Annotated in this window: 18 protein-coding genes; 12 read left to right on the top strand and 6 right to left on the bottom strand. The window is 60.0% G+C overall.

Annotated elements, in window-relative coordinates:
- Window positions 1-13: 13 nt before the first annotated feature.
- Window positions 14-766: a DUF2059 domain-containing protein gene (locus BVK86_RS10495; RefSeq protein ID WP_075946373.1), complete on the bottom strand. Its 753-nt coding sequence runs from the start codon at window positions 764-766 to the stop codon at window positions 14-16.
- A gap of 108 nt (window positions 767-874) precedes the next feature.
- Between BVK86_RS10495 and BVK86_RS10490 the strand changes: the two genes are divergently transcribed.
- Together BVK86_RS10490 and BVK86_RS10485 are read left to right on the top strand one after the other, a co-directional pair.
- A complete protein-coding gene (locus BVK86_RS10490) occupies window positions 875-1,507 on the top strand; it encodes a 2OG-Fe(II) oxygenase (protein WP_075946372.1) in 633 nt (210 codons plus the stop codon).
- Window positions 1,508-1,509: 2 nt separating this feature from the next.
- Window positions 1,510-1,995 carry a 2-thiouracil desulfurase family protein gene (locus tag BVK86_RS10485; protein ID WP_075946371.1) on the top strand — a complete coding sequence of 162 codons (486 nt, stop codon included), beginning with the start codon at window positions 1,510-1,512 and terminating at the stop codon, window positions 1,993-1,995.
- A gap of 120 nt (window positions 1,996-2,115) precedes the next feature.
- On the opposite strand, the gene BVK86_RS10480 is transcribed toward BVK86_RS10485, so the two are convergent.
- Entirely contained in the window at window positions 2,116-2,700 is a 585-nt protein-coding gene (locus BVK86_RS10480) for a transporter substrate-binding domain-containing protein (RefSeq protein ID WP_075946370.1), read from the bottom strand.
- Window positions 2,701-2,835: 135 nt separating this feature from the next.
- On the opposite strand from BVK86_RS10480, the gene BVK86_RS10475 reads away from it, so the two are divergent.
- Entirely contained in the window at window positions 2,836-3,261 is a 426-nt protein-coding gene (locus BVK86_RS10475; RefSeq protein WP_075946369.1) for a DUF4399 domain-containing protein, read from the top strand.
- A gap of 47 nt (window positions 3,262-3,308) precedes the next feature.
- Here the strand turns inward: BVK86_RS10475 and serA are convergent, their stop codons facing one another.
- Window positions 3,309-4,538 (bottom strand): phosphoglycerate dehydrogenase, encoded by a 1,230-nt coding sequence (gene serA, locus BVK86_RS10470; RefSeq protein ID WP_075946368.1) that lies wholly within the window; start codon window positions 4,536-4,538, stop codon window positions 3,309-3,311.
- 204 nt (window positions 4,539-4,742) lie between these two features.
- On the opposite strand from serA, the gene BVK86_RS10460 reads away from it, so the two are divergent.
- The 4 genes from BVK86_RS10460 to BVK86_RS10445 all read left to right on the top strand — a co-directional run bounded on the left by BVK86_RS10460 (window position 4,743) and on the right by BVK86_RS10445 (window position 8,990).
- Window positions 4,743-6,137: an FAD-binding oxidoreductase gene (locus tag BVK86_RS10460; RefSeq protein ID WP_075946366.1), complete on the top strand. Its 1,395-nt coding sequence runs from the start codon at window positions 4,743-4,745 to the stop codon at window positions 6,135-6,137.
- A gap of 38 nt (window positions 6,138-6,175) precedes the next feature.
- On the top strand, window positions 6,176-6,841 hold the full coding sequence (locus tag BVK86_RS10455) for a fumarylacetoacetate hydrolase family protein (RefSeq protein WP_075946365.1): 666 nt from the start codon (window positions 6,176-6,178) through the stop codon (window positions 6,839-6,841).
- A gap of 188 nt (window positions 6,842-7,029) precedes the next feature.
- A complete protein-coding gene (locus BVK86_RS10450) occupies window positions 7,030-7,956 on the top strand; it encodes an SdiA-regulated domain-containing protein (RefSeq protein WP_075946364.1) in 927 nt (308 codons plus the stop codon).
- 116 nt (window positions 7,957-8,072) lie between these two features.
- Window positions 8,073-8,990, top strand: a complete 918-nt coding sequence (locus BVK86_RS10445; RefSeq protein WP_075946363.1) for an SdiA-regulated domain-containing protein — start codon at window positions 8,073-8,075, stop codon at window positions 8,988-8,990.
- Window positions 8,991-9,051: 61 nt separating this feature from the next.
- On the opposite strand, the gene rpiA is transcribed toward BVK86_RS10445, so the two are convergent.
- Window positions 9,052-9,726: a ribose-5-phosphate isomerase RpiA gene (gene rpiA, locus BVK86_RS10440; RefSeq protein WP_075946362.1), complete on the bottom strand. Its 675-nt coding sequence runs from the start codon at window positions 9,724-9,726 to the stop codon at window positions 9,052-9,054.
- Window positions 9,727-10,017: 291 nt separating this feature from the next.
- Here rpiA and ilvA point away from each other — a divergent pair, with 291 nt between their 5' ends.
- Together ilvA and BVK86_RS10430 are read left to right on the top strand one after the other, a co-directional pair.
- On the top strand, window positions 10,018-11,532 hold the full coding sequence (gene ilvA, locus BVK86_RS10435) for a threonine ammonia-lyase, biosynthetic (RefSeq protein ID WP_075946361.1): 1,515 nt from the start codon (window positions 10,018-10,020) through the stop codon (window positions 11,530-11,532).
- Between the two features lie 39 nt (window positions 11,533-11,571).
- Window positions 11,572-11,997 (top strand): DUF2269 domain-containing protein, encoded by a 426-nt coding sequence (locus tag BVK86_RS10430; protein ID WP_075946360.1) that lies wholly within the window; start codon window positions 11,572-11,574, stop codon window positions 11,995-11,997.
- A 120-nt stretch (window positions 11,998-12,117) separates the two neighbouring features.
- On the opposite strand, the gene BVK86_RS10425 is transcribed toward BVK86_RS10430, so the two are convergent.
- Window positions 12,118-12,774: a histidinol-phosphatase gene (locus BVK86_RS10425; RefSeq protein WP_075946359.1), complete on the bottom strand. Its 657-nt coding sequence runs from the start codon at window positions 12,772-12,774 to the stop codon at window positions 12,118-12,120.
- 143 nt (window positions 12,775-12,917) lie between these two features.
- Between BVK86_RS10425 and BVK86_RS10420 the strand changes: the two genes are divergently transcribed.
- Together BVK86_RS10420 and ptsP are read left to right on the top strand one after the other, a co-directional pair.
- Window positions 12,918-13,397, top strand: coding sequence for an RNA pyrophosphohydrolase (locus tag BVK86_RS10420; protein ID WP_028623697.1), 480 nt, complete (start codon window positions 12,918-12,920; stop codon window positions 13,395-13,397).
- Window positions 13,398-13,419: 22 nt separating this feature from the next.
- The gene (gene ptsP, locus BVK86_RS10415) at window positions 13,420-15,699 is read left to right on the top strand and encodes a phosphoenolpyruvate--protein phosphotransferase (RefSeq protein ID WP_075946358.1); all 2,280 of its coding nucleotides are present in this window, start codon (window positions 13,420-13,422) and stop codon (window positions 15,697-15,699) included.
- 129 nt (window positions 15,700-15,828) lie between these two features.
- Here ptsP and BVK86_RS10410 read toward each other — a convergent pair whose 3' ends face one another.
- Complete coding sequence (locus BVK86_RS10410) at window positions 15,829-16,575, bottom strand: NRDE family protein (RefSeq protein ID WP_075946357.1); 747 nt, start codon at window positions 16,573-16,575, stop codon at window positions 15,829-15,831.
- Between the two features lie 133 nt (window positions 16,576-16,708).
- Here BVK86_RS10410 and BVK86_RS10405 point away from each other — a divergent pair, with 133 nt between their 5' ends.
- Window positions 16,709-17,491 (top strand): sulfite exporter TauE/SafE family protein, encoded by a 783-nt coding sequence (locus tag BVK86_RS10405; protein ID WP_075946356.1) that lies wholly within the window; start codon window positions 16,709-16,711, stop codon window positions 17,489-17,491.
- Window positions 17,492-17,532 lie beyond the last annotated feature (41 nt).

The following is a 17,532-nucleotide window of genomic DNA, read 5'->3' as shown; positions in this document are numbered from 1 at the left end:
CAGGCATCAAATTTCACTGAGCCAGATTCGAAGAACTCTGCCCCACCGCCAACCCCGCCTTGATGGCCGCCAGCGCCGCCTGGTAATACGCCTTGCCCTCCGCCGACTCGGCAAATGTGGCGAACTCTTCCAACTCTTCATCCGACAGGTCGCGATAGACATACAGCAGCGTGTTGTTCAGGTCGCTGCCGATCTGGTCCATCAAGCGCTGACGTTGCCCGTTCAACATGCCTTGCGCCTGACCGGCACCGAGCAGGCCGGGGATCATCGAACTCAGGCTGTCGGCGGCGACACCGGCAATCGCGAGGCTGACCTCGGCACCGGCCTCGCGGGCGGGCAGGGCCTGGGCCAGATGACCGATGATCAGCAGGCGGCTGTCGCTGGCCTGCATCTTCGGCAAACCCTTGGCATTTTTTGCCAACTGGTCACGGCGGGTGGCGAGTAATTCGGCGGCGACGATTTTCTTGCCCAGCGGCGATTGAAAGAACACCAGGGCCGGTTTCGGATCGGCGAGGTTTTTGCGCAGCTGCGCTTCGGCACGCTGGTCCACGGCGTTGGGGGAGAAACGTTGATTGCTGTTGTTGACCAGTGCCTGGAACACCGCCGGTGGCAGGCTGCTTTCGTAGCGTTTTTGCGCGGCCGAAAGGGCGTCGTTGAAATGCGCGCGTTGTTCTGGCCAGCCGGCGACCTTGTACAACTGGTCGTGGCCGTCTGCCCAGGCGGGCAATACGCAGAACATCAGCAGTGAGAAAAGCAAACGGCGCATAGGGACTCCTGTCGGCAGGCGACTATTCTCCGTGTGGCATCAGGACTTGTCGAGAATTCGTATCAACCCGCTGCGTGGCTCTGTCGGATTTTCAGGCGCAGGAATACTATGCGCGCCATGCAAATACCTTCTGATCACCCGCTGCTGTTACGTATCGTCGACGACCTGGCTGTTAATGGCTGGTCGCAGCAGAATATTTTCCTGCCTCTGGATCTGACCCGAGCACTGGCGGCCGAGTGCCGTAAACGTGCGGCCGAGGGTGAGCTGGCCCCGGCGGCGGTAGGGCGTGGGCTGACATCGGAGGTCCGCGAGGGCATTCGCGGCGATCACATCCAATGGATCGAGCCCGGCCAGGCCGAGGCGTGCGACAGTTACCTGGGGTTGATGGACAGCCTGCGCGAGGCGATGAATCGCGGTCTGTTTCTGGGGCTCGAAGACTTCGAAAGCCATTTCGCACTGTACCCGCCCGGCGCGTTTTACCTGAGGCACGTCGACCGTTTTCGCGATGACGATCGGCGCATGGTATCGGCGGTGGTCTATCTCAATGACGCGTGGTTGCCTGAGCATGGCGGCCAGTTGCGCATGTACCTGGACGACAGCGCGCAATACGATGTGGTACCCGTCGGTGGCTGCCTTGTGGTGTTCCTGTCGGGTGAAGTCCCCCATGAAGTCCTGCCGGCGACCCGGGAGCGCCTGTCGTTGACCGGCTGGTTCCGGCGTCGGGGCAATGAGCCATTCTGATCATGCAGAAGATATTGGTAAGCCGCTGTCTGCTGGGGCACCGCGTTCGCTACGACGGCGGCGCCAGCGGGCCGTTCGATCAGCTTCAACAATGGCTCGATGAGGGGCGGGTGGTGCCGTTGTGCCCGGAAGTCGCTGGAGGGCTGCCGACGCCACGGGCGGCTGCGGAGATTCCGGGTGGGCAGGGCAGTGAAGTGCTTGAAGGGCGTACTTCGGTGATCACCACCGAGGGTGAGGACGTCAGCGCGCAGTTCCTGTCCGGGGCCTATCAGGCGCTGGAACTGGTACAAAAACACGGCATCCGCATAGCCGTGCTCAAAGCCAACAGCCCGTCATGCGGCAATCTGCTGACCTATGACGGCACGTTCAGTGGTGTGAAAGTCCGTGGTGAAGGTGTGACGGCGGCGCTGCTCAAGCGTCATGGGGTGTTGGTGTTCAGTGAGCTGGAGTTGGCGCAAGCGGCGCAGGCGCTGGCGGCACTCAACTGATCTCGCACACAACCACTGTAGGAGCGGGCTTGCTCGCGATAGCGGTGCTTCAGTCAGCAATGGTTTCAACTGACAGACTGCAATCGCGAGCAAGCTCGCACACAGGGTTATCCCATGACTTCAGGGTTTGGGCATCGCCCCGGACTCCGCGCCAAACCATTTCTCCACCAGCTTTTCCATTCGGCCATCGGTCTTGATCCGTTGCAGCGCATTTTCCAGGCTGGCATGAAACGCCGGATTACCCTTCTGAAACGGAATCGCCAGGTCAACGGCCGGGTTGGCCTTGGGCTTTTCTTCTGTCAGCGACTGCACCAGCAAAATGGATTGCGGCTCATCTTTCTGCGCGATCACTTGCGCATTGGTCTTGATGTAAGGCTCGCTGAAGTCGAAACGATCCGTCAGCGCCGGGGTCTGTGTAATGTGATTGATGGCGACGTCGTATTTACCGCTTTCCACGCCATTGAGCAGATCGCTGGCGTCGGTGACGACAAAGTCGGGTCGCACATCCAGTTCCTGGGCGAGCATTTGACCCAACTCGACTTCGAATCCCGTGAGTTTGTCGCCCTCCTTGAAATTGAAGGGGGGTGTATTAGCCTCAACGGCGATGCGTAATTCACCGCGGTCGTTCACGTCATCAATCAGTTCGGCATGAGCCAATGGGCTCAAAAGGGGTAGCAGGCAGATCAGGCCAGGCAGAAGGCGCATGGTCACTCCTTTGAATTTTTTATAGCGGCCCCTTGATTCAGGCTCGCTTTGCTATGGTTGTCGAGTGCCTTCGACAACGATTGACCATGAAGTTGTCATGGTCACGCGGATTTTACGGAAAAACTGGAGAAGAGAATGAAAACCTTTATGTTGCGCGCTGCTTTTGCTGGCCTGCTGATGGGCGTTTCGGTAATGGCCAGTGCGGCTACACCGGCACCCATGGGCGCTGAAGTGTCCATTGTTTCTCCTGCGGACGGCGCCACGGTCCCGAAGACGTTCGTCGTCAAGTTCGCGGTCAAGAATATTGCGCTGGCACCCGCCGGTGATGTGACCAAGAACACCGGCCACCACCATTTGCTGATTGACGTCGACAAGCTGCCGGTTGCCAACCAGCCGATTCCGACCGATGCCAACCACGTGCATTTTGGCAAGGCACAGACCCAGGCTGAAGTGACACTGACGCCGGGCGAGCACACGTTGCAACTGATGCTCGGCGACAGCGGCCACATGCCGTTCGATCCACCGATCGTCTCCGAGAAAATCACCGTCAACGTCAAATAAAAAAAGGGAGCCCCGAGGGGCTCCCTTTTTTGTCGCTCAAGTCGCTTTTAGAACAGCACGCGGCTACGGATGGTGCCGTTGACGTGTTGCAGCTTCTCTTGCGCCAGGTCCGAGTACTCGGCGTCGACGTCGATGACCACGTAGCCAACCTTCTCGTTGGTCTGCAGGAACTGACCGGAGATGTTGATGCCGTTTTCGGCGAAGACCTTGTTGATCTCGCTGAGCACGCCCGGAATGTTCTCGTGGATGTGCAGCAGGCGGTGCTTGCCAGGGTGAGCCGGCAGGGCCACTTCCGGGAAGTTCACGGACGATACCGAAGTACCGTTGTCGCTGTACTTGACCAGTTTTTCTGCCACTTCCAGACCGATGTTGGCCTGGGCTTCAGCAGTGGAACCACCGATGTGCGGGGTCAGGATCACGTTGTCCAGGCCACGCAGCGGGCTTTCGAACTCTTCGTCGTTGGAGCGTGGCTCCACCGGGAATACGTCGATGGCCGCGCCGATCAGGTGCTTGTCCTTGATGGCGGCAGCCAGGTGGTCCAGCTCGACCACGGTGCCACGGGCGGCGTTGATCAGGATGCCGCCTTTCTTGATGGCACGGATTTCCTTCTCGCCCATCATCCACTGGGTGGCGGCGGTTTCCGGTACGTGCAGCGAAACGATGTCGGACATCGCCAGCAGCTCGTGTAGATTGCCTACCTGAGTGGCGTTACCCAAAGGCAGCTTGGTGATGGTGTCGTAGAAGTACACCTGCATCCCCAGGCCTTCGGCCAGGACCGACAGTTGAGTACCGATCGAGCCGTAGCCGACGATGCCCAGCTTCTTGCCACGGATTTCGAAGGAGTTGGCCGCGCTCTTGATCCAGCCGCCACGGTGGCAGGAAGCGTTCTTCTCAGGGATACCGCGCAGCAACAGGATCGCTTCGGCCAGGACCAGCTCCGCTACGGAACGGGTGTTGGAGTACGGGGCGTTGAACACGGCGATGCCGCGCTCGCGAGCCGCGTCCAGGTCGACCTGGTTGGTGCCGATGCAGAAACACCCAACCGCCACGAGCTTCTTCGCGTGATCGAAGATCTCTTCGGTCAGCTGCGTGCGGGAGCGAATGCCGATGAAGTGAGCATCAGCGATCTTTTCCTTGAGCTGGGCTTCCGGCAGAGACCCTGTGAGGTACTCGATGCTGGTGTAGCCCGCCGCCTTGAGGACGTCGACAGCCGATTGGTGGACGCCTTCGAGAAGAAGGAACTTGATCTTGCTCTTATCGAGAGAAGTCTTGCTCATCTGCGTAAACCTGTATCCCGGAGAAAAATGGCAGGAAATGGTCAACAGACGCTGACCCGGACGACAAGAATGCCGTCGCCGCAGAACAGCCGTTGGGCACTATGCTGCGGGGTCGGTATGCTAGCATATGCACCCCGCTAAACACTCATTCCTGCGACGTGAAGCGTTCTCAGGATGACCATGAATTGTTCGAGAGTTCTGTCGATGACCAATCCTGCCCTGATTGATGAGCTGAAGACCCTGGTTGAGCCTGGCAAGGTGCTGACCGATGCCGACTCCCTGAATGCTTACGGTAAGGATTGGACCAAGCATTTCGCCCCGGCACCGACTGCCATCGTGTTTCCCAAGACCACCGAGCAGGTGCAGGCCATCGTCCTGTGGGCCAACAAACACAAAGTGGCGCTGGTGCCTTCCGGCGGTCGTACCGGTTTGTCGGCCGCTGCCGTGGCAGCCAATGGCGAAGTGGTCGTGTCGTTCGACTACATGAACCAGATTCTTGACGTGAACCTCACCGACCGCACCGCTGTTTGTCAGCCGGGCGTGGTCACCAAGCAATTGCAGAACGTCGCTGAAGAAAAAGGCCTGTACTACCCGGTGGACTTCGCCTCGTCCGGTTCGAGCCAGATTGGCGGCAATATCGGCACCAATGCCGGCGGAATCAAGGTGATTCGCTACGGCATGACCCGTAACTGGGTCGCCGGCATGAAAGTCGTGACCGGCAAGGGCGACGTGCTGGAGCTGAACCGCGATTTGATCAAGAACGCCACTGGCTACGACATGCGTCAGCTGTTCATCGGCGCCGAAGGTACCCTCGGTTTCGTCGTTGAAGCGACCATGCGTCTGGATCGCGCGCCGAAAAACCTCACCGCCATGGTTCTCGGCACCGCCGATTTCGACTCGATCATGCCGGTGCTGCACGCCTTCCAGAGCAAGCTTGATCTGACCGCTTTCGAGTTCTTCTCCGACAAAGCCCTGGCCAAAGTCATGGCCCGCGGCGACGTTCCGGCGCCGTTCGAAACCGATTGCCCGTTCTACGCGCTGCTGGAGTTCGAGGCGACCACGGAAGAAGTGGCCAACCACGCCCTGGAAACCTTCGAGCATTGCGTTGAGCAGGGCTGGGTGCTGGACGGCGTGATGAGCCAGAGCGAAACCCAGCTGCAGAACCTGTGGAAGCTGCGCGAATACATCTCCGAAACCATTTCCCACTGGACGCCGTACAAGAACGACATTTCGGTCACCGTGTCGAAAGTCCCGGCATTCCTGAAAGAAATCGACGCGATCGTCGGCGAACACTACCCGGACTTCGAGATCGTCTGGTTTGGCCACATCGGCGACGGCAACCTGCACTTGAACATCCTCAAGCCGGATAACCTGAGCAAGGACGAGTTCTTCGCCAAATGTGCGACCGTTAACAAGTGGGTGTTCGAAACCGTCGAGAAGTACAACGGTTCGATTTCCGCCGAACACGGCGTGGGCATGACCAAGCGGGATTACTTGACCTACAGTCGTTCCCCGGTCGAGATCGAGTACATGAAAGCGGTCAAGGCGGTGTTCGACCCGAACGGCATCATGAACCCGGGCAAGATTTTCGCTGTTTGATTTTCGAACTTTAAGAGCCAACGAAGCAGGAGTCGGTAATGAGCTATCAGCACCAGTATGTCGACGGTACGCGCATTCACTTCCCGCTAGGGAAAGTGGTGTGCATCGGCCGTAACTACGCCGAACACGCCAAGGAACTGGACAACCCGGTACCGACCGAGCCGCTGCTGTTCATCAAGCCAGGCAGTTGTGTGGTGCCGCTGGAAGGCGGTTTCAGCATTCCGACCGAACGCGGTTCGGTGCATTACGAAGCGGAAATCGCGGTGTTGATCGGCAAGCCCTTGTCGACCAAGCCGAGTGTCGAAGAAGTGCTCGACGCCATCTCCGGCTTCGCACCGGCCCTGGACCTGACGCTGCGGGACAAGCAGGCCGAGCTGAAATCCAAGGGCTTGCCGTGGGAAATCGCCAAGTCCTTCGACGGCGCGGCGGTGATCGCCCCGTTCGTGTCAGGCGGCACGTTTGCTGACCTGACCGACATCGGCATCCGCCTGAGCATCAACGGCGAAGTGCGCCAGGACGGCAACAGCAGCGCGATGCTCAACCCGATCGTGCCGATGATCCAGCACATGGCCGGCTGCTTCTCGTTGCAGGCCGGGGACGTGATCCTCACCGGCACGCCAGTGGGCGTCGGTCCGCTGAACGTCGGCGACGAAATCGTTCTGGAACTGCCGGGCGCCAGCCGCTTCACCAGCAGCGTTCGCTGACTAAACGCTAACCCTGCAGGAGTCGGCAGGCCGGCTTCTTCAGGGCGGCGTTTTTACCCAAGATACGGCTATCCCGCCATTTCCCGTTTTTTTCACATCTTGTCTGGATAATTCCAGGGCTTTCGGCGTCTGAGCCGATCCCAATTGTGCTATTACCCATAGCCTGAATTTCTGGATGCATTCACTCGATGGCCACCCCACCGCTGCCCACGCTGAAAACCGCTCGCCGCTCGCGCTTCGCCTTGCGTTGGTATTCCTGGCTCTTGTTGTTGGTCGCCGCCGCCTATGGCCTCGCGTTTGCCATGCATTGGGACGACCGCGGGGTGCTTTGGCTGCAGGAGCGTTTTGAAAGTCCGGCCGAGCGCCAAGAGAGTATCTGGCTGCCGGATTACCAGGCGGTCATCGATGCCAAGCCGCTGCCCGGCATGGAAAAGGACGAGGCTTCGGACCTGGCCTATGACCAACAGACCAAAACCCTGTTTTCAGTCATGGGCAAAAACCCGTTCCTGGTCGAACTGACATTGCAGGGGGATGTGCTGCGTAAAATTCCGCTGCTGGGCTGGAGCAACCCTGAAGGCGTGACCGTGATGGGCAACGGTTTGCTGGCCATCGTCGATGAGCGCGATCATGTGATTACGATCGTCAAGGTCGATGCCAATACCCGCGAGCTGAACATCGCCGATTTCCCGAAATACGACCTCGGGCCGTCGAAAGACCAGAACAAGGCGTTCGAAGCCATCACCTGGGATGCGCGCAATCAGCAGTTGTTGCTCGGCGAGGAGCGCCCTCCGGCGCTGTTCACCTGGAAAAGTGATGGCCAGAAACTGATCGGCGACAAGCAGGCACTGGCCAGTGAAGAACTGGACATCCGCAATCTGTCAGCCCTCGCCATCGACCCGAGGACCGGCCACACCCTGGTGTTATCTGCTGACTCGCACCTTTTGCTGGAGCTCGACGAAAAAGGCGAGCAGGTCAGTTTCATGACGCTGTTGCGCGGTTTCAATGGCCTGAAAAAGACCATCCCTCGTGCCGAAGGCGTGACCATGGACGAGGCCGGCAGCCTGTACTTCGTGAGCGAGCCGAACCTGTTTTACCGTTTCGAAAAACAGCGTTGAACATTTTATGTAGGAATTTAGAGAGGCGATTGTAGGAACGGGCAAGTGGCCATTAAGCTTTAATTCAGACAGCCGTGATATTTCATCCGCCTGATCTAATTCCGAGCCCGCCTCCAATGCGTCGATTTGCCCGTCCCAAACCCCTGATTCTCATGCTGTCGGTAATTGCGTTGATCGTGTTGATTGCGGTCGGCCAGTACCTGCGTCTGTTTGAACGTACCTGGTTCAACCTGCATTCGCTGTGGCAGCCGTTGAGTGCGCAGTCCATTGCGCTTGATCAGTACCAGGTGGTCCTGGAAGCGCAGGTCATCGAGGGGCTTGATGATGACGTGTCTGCGTTGACCTATGATCCGGTGCGCAAAAGCCTGTTCACCGTCACCAATAAAAACTCGGAGCTGATCGAACTGTCCCTCGATGGCAAGATCTTGCGCCGCATTGCGCTGATCGGCTTTGGCGATCCGGAAGCCGTTGAGTTCATCAATGCCGACACCTACGTGATCACCGACGAGCGTGAGCAGCGTCTGATCAAGATCCGGCTGGAACCTGACACCACCTTCCTTGACTCGGCAGATGCGGAGCAGATGACCCTGGGTGTGCACATGAGCGGCAACAAGGGGTTTGAGGGCCTGGCTTACGATTCGGTGGGCAAGCGTCTGTTCGTTGCCAAGGAGCGCGACCCGATGCTGATCTATGAAGTGCACGGGTTTCCCCACTTCAATCCGGAAAAATCCTACGCGGTGCACGTCATCAACAACCCCAAGCGCGATGCCGGGATGTTCGTGCGTGATCTGTCGAGCCTGCAATACGACGAACGCAGCGGCCACTTGATGGCGCTGTCCGACGAGTCACGGTTGATTCTGGAGCTGGATGTGGACGGTCGACCGTTGAGCACCATGTCGCTGAGCAAGGGGCGTCAGGGGCTGCAAAAGACGGTTCCGCAAGCGGAGGGGATCGCCATGGACGACGATGGCACGATGTACCTGGTGAGCGAGCCGAATCTGTTTTACGTGTTCAAGAAGCCACTGCAAAACTAACAGCACCACAAATCCACTGTGGGAGCGGGCAAGCCCGCTCCCACAGGGTTTTGCGTATTTGTTACTGAGCGCGCAGGGTCTTCACGCCTTCGCTGGTGCCCAGCAACAGCAGATCCGCAGGACGCGCCGCGAACAGGCCATTGGTCACCACGCCGACGATCGCATTGATCTGCGTCTCCAGCTCCACCGGATGGGTGATCTGCAGGTTGTACACGTCGAGGATGATGTTGCCGTTGTCGGTCAGTACGCCTTCGCGGTAGACCGGATCACCGCCCAGTTTCACCAGTTGGCGGGCCACGTGGCTGCGGGCCATCGGGATCACTTCGACCGGCAGCGGGAATGCGCCGAGGACCGGCACCAGCTTGCTGGCGTCAGCGATGCAGATGAAGGTCTTGGCCACGGCCGCGACAATCTTCTCGCGGGTCAGGGCTGCGCCGCCGCCTTTGATCAGGTTCAGATGCTCATCGCTTTCATCGGCGCCGTCGACGTAGAACTCCAGGTCGCTGACGGTGTTCAGTTCGTACACCGGAATCCCGTGGCCCTTGAGGCGCGCGGCGGTGGCTTCGGAGCTGGCTACCGCGCCATCGAAAGCCCCCTTGTGTTGGGCCAGGGCGTCAATGAAACAGTTGGCGGTGGAGCCGGTGCCGACACCGACGATGCTCTTGTCGTCGAGTTTCGGAAGGATGAAGTCGACGGCGGCCTGAGCCACTGCCTGTTTGAGTTGATCCTGGGTCATGCGGGCTCCGAGGTGCCGAAGAGGAGGGAACGAAAGGCCGGCATTATAGGCTTCACGGTGGTGGAGGGGGAAACTCTCCTGTGGCGAGGGAGCTTGCTCCCGCTGGAGCGCGAAGCGGTCCCTTGCAATCTTTCAGATAAAACGCGGGCGCAGATTTCACGACTGCTGCGCAGTCGAGCGGGAGCAAGCTCCCTCGCCACAGGGCTAAAACCTCTGCATTCGTGTGGTCGTGTGCCCAAAAGCCGGGTTAGACTCCGTGGTCCTGCCCAACTCGCTCAGTGATGCTTTCCGATGCTTGAACAGTACGTCAAAAAGATCCTCACCTCGCGCGTTTATGACGTCGCCGTTGAAACCCCATTGCAGTCTGCCCGCCAGCTCTCTGAGCGGTTGGGCAACGATATCTGGCTCAAGCGTGAAGACTTGCAGCCGGTGTTCTCGTTCAAGATTCGCGGCGCCTACAACAAGCTGACCCAGCTGAGCGATGAAGAGCGTGCTCGCGGCGTGGTCACGGCGTCGGCCGGTAACCATGCGCAAGGCCTGGCCCTGGCGGCCAAGGTATTGGGCGTGAAAGCGACCATCGTCATGCCCAAGACCACCCCCGAGATCAAGGTCGAAGGCGTCCGTTCCCGCGGTGGCAAAGTGGTGCTGCACGGGGATTCGTTCCCCGAGGCCCTGGCCTACTCGCTGAAACTGGTCGACGAAAAAGGCTACGTCTACATTCACCCCTACGACGATCCCCACACCATTGCCGGGCAGGGCACGGTGGCCATGGAGATTTTGCGCCAGCACCCGCAGCCGCTGGATGCGATTTTCGTCCCGGTCGGCGGTGGCGGCCTGATCGCCGGCATCGCGGCGTACGTGAAGTATCTGCGCCCGGACATCAAGATCATCGGCGTCGAGCCGGACGACTCCAACTGCCTGCAAGCGGCCATGGCGGCGGGCGAGCGCGTGGTGCTGCCGACGGTGGGTATCTTCGCCGACGGCGTGGCGGTGGCGCAGATCGGCCAGCACACCTTCGAGATCTGCAAAGACTACGTTGATGAAGTCATCACCGTCAGCACCGACGAAATCTGCGCGGCCATCAAGGATATCTACGACGATACCCGCTCGATCACCGAGCCTGCCGGCGCGTTGGGCGTGGCCGGTATCAAGAAGTACGTCGAGCAGCGTGGCATGACCGGGCAGACCTTCGTGGCCATCGACTCCGGTGCCAACGTCAACTTCGACCGCCTGCGTCATGTCGCCGAGCGTGCCGAGTTGGGCGAAGGCCGTGAAGCGATCATCGCGGTGACCATTCCCGAGAAACCGGGCAGTTTCAAGGCGTTCTGCGAAGCCATTGGCAAGCGCCAGATCACTGAATTCAACTATCGCTACAACACCGGAAGCGAAGCGCACATCTTTGTTGGCGTGCAGACGCACCCGGAAACCGACCCACGCAGCGCGCTGATTGCCAGCCTGGGCGAGCAGGGCTTCCCCGTGGTCGACCTGACCGACAACGAATTGGCCAAGTTGCACATCCGTCACATGGTCGGTGGGCGCGCGGCGCATGTGGTTGACGAAGTGATCCTGCGTTTCGAGTTCCCGGAGCGTCCGGGGGCGTTGTTCAACTTCCTTAACAAGCTCGGCGGGCGCTGGAACATTTCGATGTTCCACTACCGCAACCATGGTGCGGCGGACGGTCGTGTCGTTGCGGGGCTGCAAGTGCCTCGCGATGAGCGTCATCTGGTGCCGGCGGCGCTGGAAGAAATCGGTTACCCATACTGGGATGAAAGCGACAACCCGGCCTATCAGCTGTTTCTTGGCTGAGCGGCTACGCTGATGGGCAAGGCATAAGGAAATCGAACCATGGAAACGTTAGCGGCCCTGAAAATGGCGCACACTGCGGCGACGGCAATATTGTTGGGCTGTGCGCTGGGCCTGGGCATATGGGTCTGGCAAGCGCGGCGCAACGGCGATGCGACTGCCGGGGCACGTACGCTGCAGCGGCCAAGGGTGTACGTTTGGCTGCTGATGGGCATTGCGTTGCTGAGCATGCCGTTCACCGGTTGGTGGATGGTGCACCTGGTGGGGTGGCCGCTGGGGCAGACCTGGTTGCTGGCATCGAGCGTGCTGTACACCGTGGCGGCACTGGCGTGGTTCTGGCTGCTGGTGCGGCTGAACAAGCTGCGCAAGGCGCCGGGTGGCGCGGGCAGATTTACCTTTGCCTTGGCGTTGTTCAGTTTTGTCTGTTTTATCGCGATTGCCGGGTTGATGGGTGCCAAGCCTGTTTAACGCTTGAAACCGCATCGACCCATTCGCGAGCAGGCTCGCTCCCACAGGAATCTCTGGTGTGAATGTGGCTGTGCCTCACAACAGAACACTGTGGGAGCGAGCCTGCTCGCGAAGGCGTAATCAATCGCGCAACGAAATCACCGGCCAGCCACGCTTTTTGGCTTCAGCATGCAGGTTGGGGTCCGGATCGACGGCCACCGGGTTCGCCACCTCCTCCAGCAACGCCAGGTCATTCATCGAGTCGCTATAGAAGTAGCTGTCTTCCAGCGTGTGCCCGGTCTCCTCCAGCCAGCGATTCAGGCGTGTCACCTTGCCTTCGCGGAAGCACGGCACGTCGGTGCTGCGCCCGGTGTAACGGCCGTCCTGCATTTCGCACTCGGTGGCGATCAGGGTTTCGACGCCCAGGCGCTCGGCAATCGGCCCGGTGACGAAGCGGTTGGTGGCGGTGATGATCACCAGCTTGTCGCCAGCTTCGCGGTGCTTGTCCAGCAGCTCGATGGCCTTGGGCAGCATGATCGGCTCGATGCAATCGCGCATGTATTCACTGTGCCAGAGATCCAGCGTCGCCATTTCGGTACGGCCGAGGACTTCCAGGCAGAAGTTCAGGTAAGCGGCGTTGTCCAGCTTGCCCGCCAGGTAGTCCTGATAGAACTCGTCGTTGCGAGTCTTGTAGGCGATGGGATCGAGGAAGCCTCGCTCACACAGGTAATCGCCCCAGGCGTGGTCGCTGTCGCCGCCCAGAAGCGTATTGTCCAAGTCGAATAAAGCCAGCCGCATTGCAGTTACTCGCTGAAAAGTCTGTAGAAAGGCCTCCAGAATACGTACTTTTCACAAGAGTGCACATAAGGTAGGCCGGCGCGTTGCTGCCTTCACAACCTTTGTGGAACAATGCGGCGACATGCGTTTGCGAGGTTGTTGCCGTGATCGACCCCGATGGTTTCCGTCCTAATGTCGGGATCATTCTCACGAATGATGCCGGCCAGGTGCTATGGGCTCGCCGAATCAATCAAGATGCCTGGCAGTTTCCTCAAGGCGGGATCAACCCCCAGGAGACGCCGGAAGACGCCTTGTACCGCGAGCTGAACGAAGAAGTCGGGCTGGAGCGCGAAGATGTTGAAATACTCGCCTGCACCCGGGGCTGGTTGCGCTATCGTTTGCCGCAACGTCTGGTCCGCACGCACAGCCAACCGCTGTGCATCGGCCAGAAACAGAAATGGTTTCTCCTGCGCCTGATCTCCAATGAGCAGCGGGTGCGGATGGATTTGACCGGTAAACCGGAATTCGATGGCTGGCGCTGGGTCAGCTATTGGTATCCGTTGGGCCAGGTGGTGACATTCAAGCGCGAGGTGTATCGACGCGCTCTCAAAGAGCTTGCCCCGCGCCTTTTATCGCGCGACTGACGACGGAGTTCGACCCCGAGCCATGCTCAATACGCTGCGCAAGATCGTCCAGGAAGTTAACTCCGCCAAGGATCTCAAGGCGGCGTTGGGGATTATTGTGTTGCGCGTCAAAGAGGCCATGGGCAGCCAGGTCTGCTCGGTCTACCTGCTTGATCCGGAGACCAACCGTTTCGTGCTGATGGCCACCGAGGGCTTGAACAAGCGCTCGATCGGCAAGGTCAGCATGGCGCCCAATGAAGGTCTGGTCGGCCTGGTCGGCACGCGTGAAGAACCCCTGAACCTCGAAAACGCCGCGGATCACCCGCGCTACCGTTACTTCGCCGAGACCGGTGAAGAGCGTTACGCCTCGTTCCTCGGGGCGCCGATCATTCACCACCGCCGCGTCGTCGGCGTGTTGGTCATCCAGCAAAAAGAACGTCGCCAGTTCGACGAAGGTGAAGAAGCCTTCCTCGTGACCATGAGCGCGCAGCTCGCCGGCGTTATCGCCCATGCCGAGGCGACCGGTTCGATCCGTGGCCTGGGCCGCCAGGGCAAGGGCATCCAGGAAGCCAAGTTCGTCGGGGTCCCGGGTTCACCGGGGGCGGCGGTCGGTACGGCGGTGGTCATGTTGCCACCGGCCGATCTGGACGTGGTACCCGACAAGACCATCACCGATATCGACGCTGAACTCGGGCTCTTCAAAACCGCCATCGAAGGCGTGCGCGCCGACATGCGCGCATTGTCGGCCAAGCTCGCCACCCAGTTGCGCCCGGAAGAGCGGGCGTTGTTCGACGTCTACCTGATGATGCTCGACGATGCCGCGCTGGGTAACGAAGTCACCACCGTGATCAAGACCGGCCAGTGGGCGCAGGGCGCATTGCGTCAGGTGGTCACCGATCACGTCAACCGTTTCGAACTGATGGACGATGCCTACCTGCGTGAGCGCGCGTCGGACGTCAAAGACCTTGGTCGCCGATTGCTCGCCTACTTGCAGGAAGAGCGCCAGCAAACCCTGGTCTACCCCGACAACACCATTCTGGTCAGCGAGGAACTGACGCCGGCCATGCTCGGCGAGGTGCCGGAAGACAAGTTGGTGGGGCTGGTGTCGGTACTGGGTTCGGGTAACTCTCACGTCGCCATTCTGGCCCGGGCCATGGGCATTCCGACGGTGATGGGCCTGGTCGATCTGCCGTATTCCAAGGTCGACGGCATCGGCATGATCGTCGACGGTCACCGCGGCGAGGTCTACACCAACCCCAGCGACGTGCTGCGCAAGCAGTTCGCGGACGTGGTGGAAGAAGAGAAACAACTGGCCTTGGGCCTCGATGCGCTGCGTGATCTGCCGTGTATCACGGTCGATGGTCACCGCATGCCGTTGTGGGTCAACACCGGCCTGCTGGCGGACGTGGCTCGCGCACAGAAGCGCGGCGCCGAAGGCGTTGGTCTGTACCGCACCGAAGTGCCGTTCATGATCAACCAGCGATTCCCGAGCGAAAAAGAACAACTGGCGATCTACCGCGAGCAGCTGGCCGCGTTCCATCCGCAGCCGGTGACCATGCGCAGCCTGGACATTGGCGGCGACAAGGCGCTGTCGTACTTCCCGATCAAGGAAGACAACCCGTTCCTCGGCTGGCGCGGGATTCGCGTCACCCTCGACCACCCGGAAATCTTCCTGGTGCAGACCCGCGCCATGCTCAAGGCCAGTGAAGGCTTGAACAACCTGCGGATTCTGCTGCCGATGATCTCCGGCACGCACGAACTCGAAGAAGCCCTGCACCTGATTCACCGTGCCTGGGGTGAAGTGCGCGACGAAGGCACCGATGTGCCGATGCCGCCGATTGGCGTGATGATCGAGATTCCGGCGGCGGTGTACCAGACGAAGGAACTGGCGCGGCAGGTGGACTTCCTGTCGGTCGGCTCCAACGACCTGACTCAGTATCTGCTGGCCGTGGACCGCAACAACCCGCGGGTCGCCGATCTCTACGACTACTTGCATCCTGCGGTGCTGCAAGCCTTGCAGAATGTGGTGCGCGACGCCCATGCCGAAGGCAAGCCAGTGAGTATCTGTGGCGAGATGGCCGGTGATCCGGCGGCTGCGGTGCTGTTGATGGCGATGGGTTTCGACAGCCTGTCGATGAACGCCACCAACCTGCCGAAGGTGAAGTGGATGCTGCGTCAGATCAACCTGAGCAAGGCCAAGGAATTGCTCGCCGAACTGATGACCATCGACAATCCGCAAGTTATCCACAGCTCGCTGCAATTGACGCTGAAGAACCTCGGGCTGGCGCGGATGATCAATCCGGCGGCAGTCAAAGCCGTCTGAAAGGCTGACGGGCTCATCGCTGGCAAGCCCGCTCCCACAGGGTTTGGGTCGGCTCACTGGTTTGTGATCGACTCCTATCTTGTGGGAGCAGGCCTGCCAGCAATGAGGCCAGTGCGGTCAGCAAAAAAATCAAATCCTGATCTCCACTTCCCCAAGATGCCCGCCGTACGGCCCGAAACTTCTTTCGACCAAGTGCCGCGCCCCGTCCGCCTGAACAATCAACGCCGTACTCGCCCGCGTCCCGTAACTCTGGCTGGCAATAAACACACTCGACAACAACGCCTCGGTGGCCAACCCGACCCCGGTATCCGGCAATTCGGCAAACGGCGCGGTCTGCGCGTCACTCAATAAGGCCAGCAGTGCCTGAGGCTGTGGATCGCCCAGCACCTCGCTCAACGCTGCCTTGGCCCGGAGCAATTTCGGCCACGGCGTATCCAGCCCGGCGTTGGACAGCCCATACAACCCAGGTGGCAGCATCACCGCTTCCGTTTCCCGGGCATTGAAATGCCACAGCTCATTTTTGTTGCCGACCAGCAGATTAAACCCGCCATATTCCGGCGAACGGGCGACAACGTCGGTTAAATAGTCGTCAATCGACAAATCGCCGGTGAGAAAGCGCGCCACCAACTCGCCCCGGGACTTGCGCCCCGGCGGCTGATGCGGATCCCGAATATTGGTCAGCGCAGCAAAGCGGCCGTTGACGCCAACACCGAGCCACGTGCCGCCAGCCTCCAGATCGCGACCGGCGTAGACGTGGGGGGCTTCAGGCCATTGCGCCAGCGGCAGGCTGGGGCGGGCGTAGAATTCGTCGCGGTTGGCCGCCACGATCAGCGGCTGGGCATGGTCCGGCTGCCAGGCAAAAACAATCAGGCACATAAGGTGATCCTTGTGTGTTTTTTTGCCCACTCTACGCAGTCGAGGTGCGGGTATCCATCGCCATCCAGTGGAGCCCGATGCCATGCATCCGTTACCATGCCGCTCCGGTTTTGGGGTTGGGTGGGGAAGCGTCATGGAATTTCTGCTCTATCTGGCGCTCGGCGCTTGTGCCGGGGTGCTGGCCGGGCTGTTCGGCGTCGGCGGCGGCATCATCATTGTGCCGGTGCTGGTGTTCAGCTTTACCTTGCAGGGTTTCGATGCGTCGATCCTCACCCACCTCGCGGTGGGTACATCGCTGGCGACGATCATTTTCACCTCGGTCAATGCGGTGCGTGAACATCACCGTCGCGGCGCTGTGCGCTGGCCGATCTTCGTCTGGATGACCGTCGGTATCCTGATCGGCGCCGGTTTCGGCGCACTGACCGCCGAAGCGATCTCCGGGCCGAACCTGCAAAAAATCATCGGTGTGTTTGCTCTGGTGATCGCCGTGCAACTGGCGCTGGACGTCAAACCCAAGGCCAGCCGAACGGTGCCGGGTAAATTCGGTCTGACCGTGGCTGGCAGTGTGATCGGCTGGGCTTCGGCGATTTTCGGGATTGGCGGCGGTTCGTTGACCGTGCCGTTTTTGACCTGGCGCAGCGTGCCAATGCAGCAAGCCGTCGCCACGTCTTCGGCCTGCGGCCTGCCGATCGCTTTGGCAAGTGCATTAAGTTTCATGATTCTGGGCTGGCACGATCCGCTGTTACCGGCCCATAGTCTCGGTTTTATTTATTTACCGGCGCTGCTGGGCATTGCCCTGACCAGCATGGTTTTTGCCCGTCTCGGCGCGAAGCTGGCCCATCGGTTGTCGCCGAAGTTGCTGAAAAGACTGTTTGCCGCTTTGCTGTTCTGCGTTGGCCTGAGTTTCCTGCTCTGACGCACGGCACAATCCTGGCTTAATCCTGAGGTGGCAGCGTC

The sequence above is a fragment of the Pseudomonas reinekei genome (assembly GCF_001945365.1).
Classification (GTDB): domain Bacteria; phylum Pseudomonadota; class Gammaproteobacteria; order Pseudomonadales; family Pseudomonadaceae; genus Aquipseudomonas; species Aquipseudomonas reinekei.
Note: the sequence above shows the minus strand (reverse complement) of the source record. Positions and strands in the feature narration are given on the sequence as shown.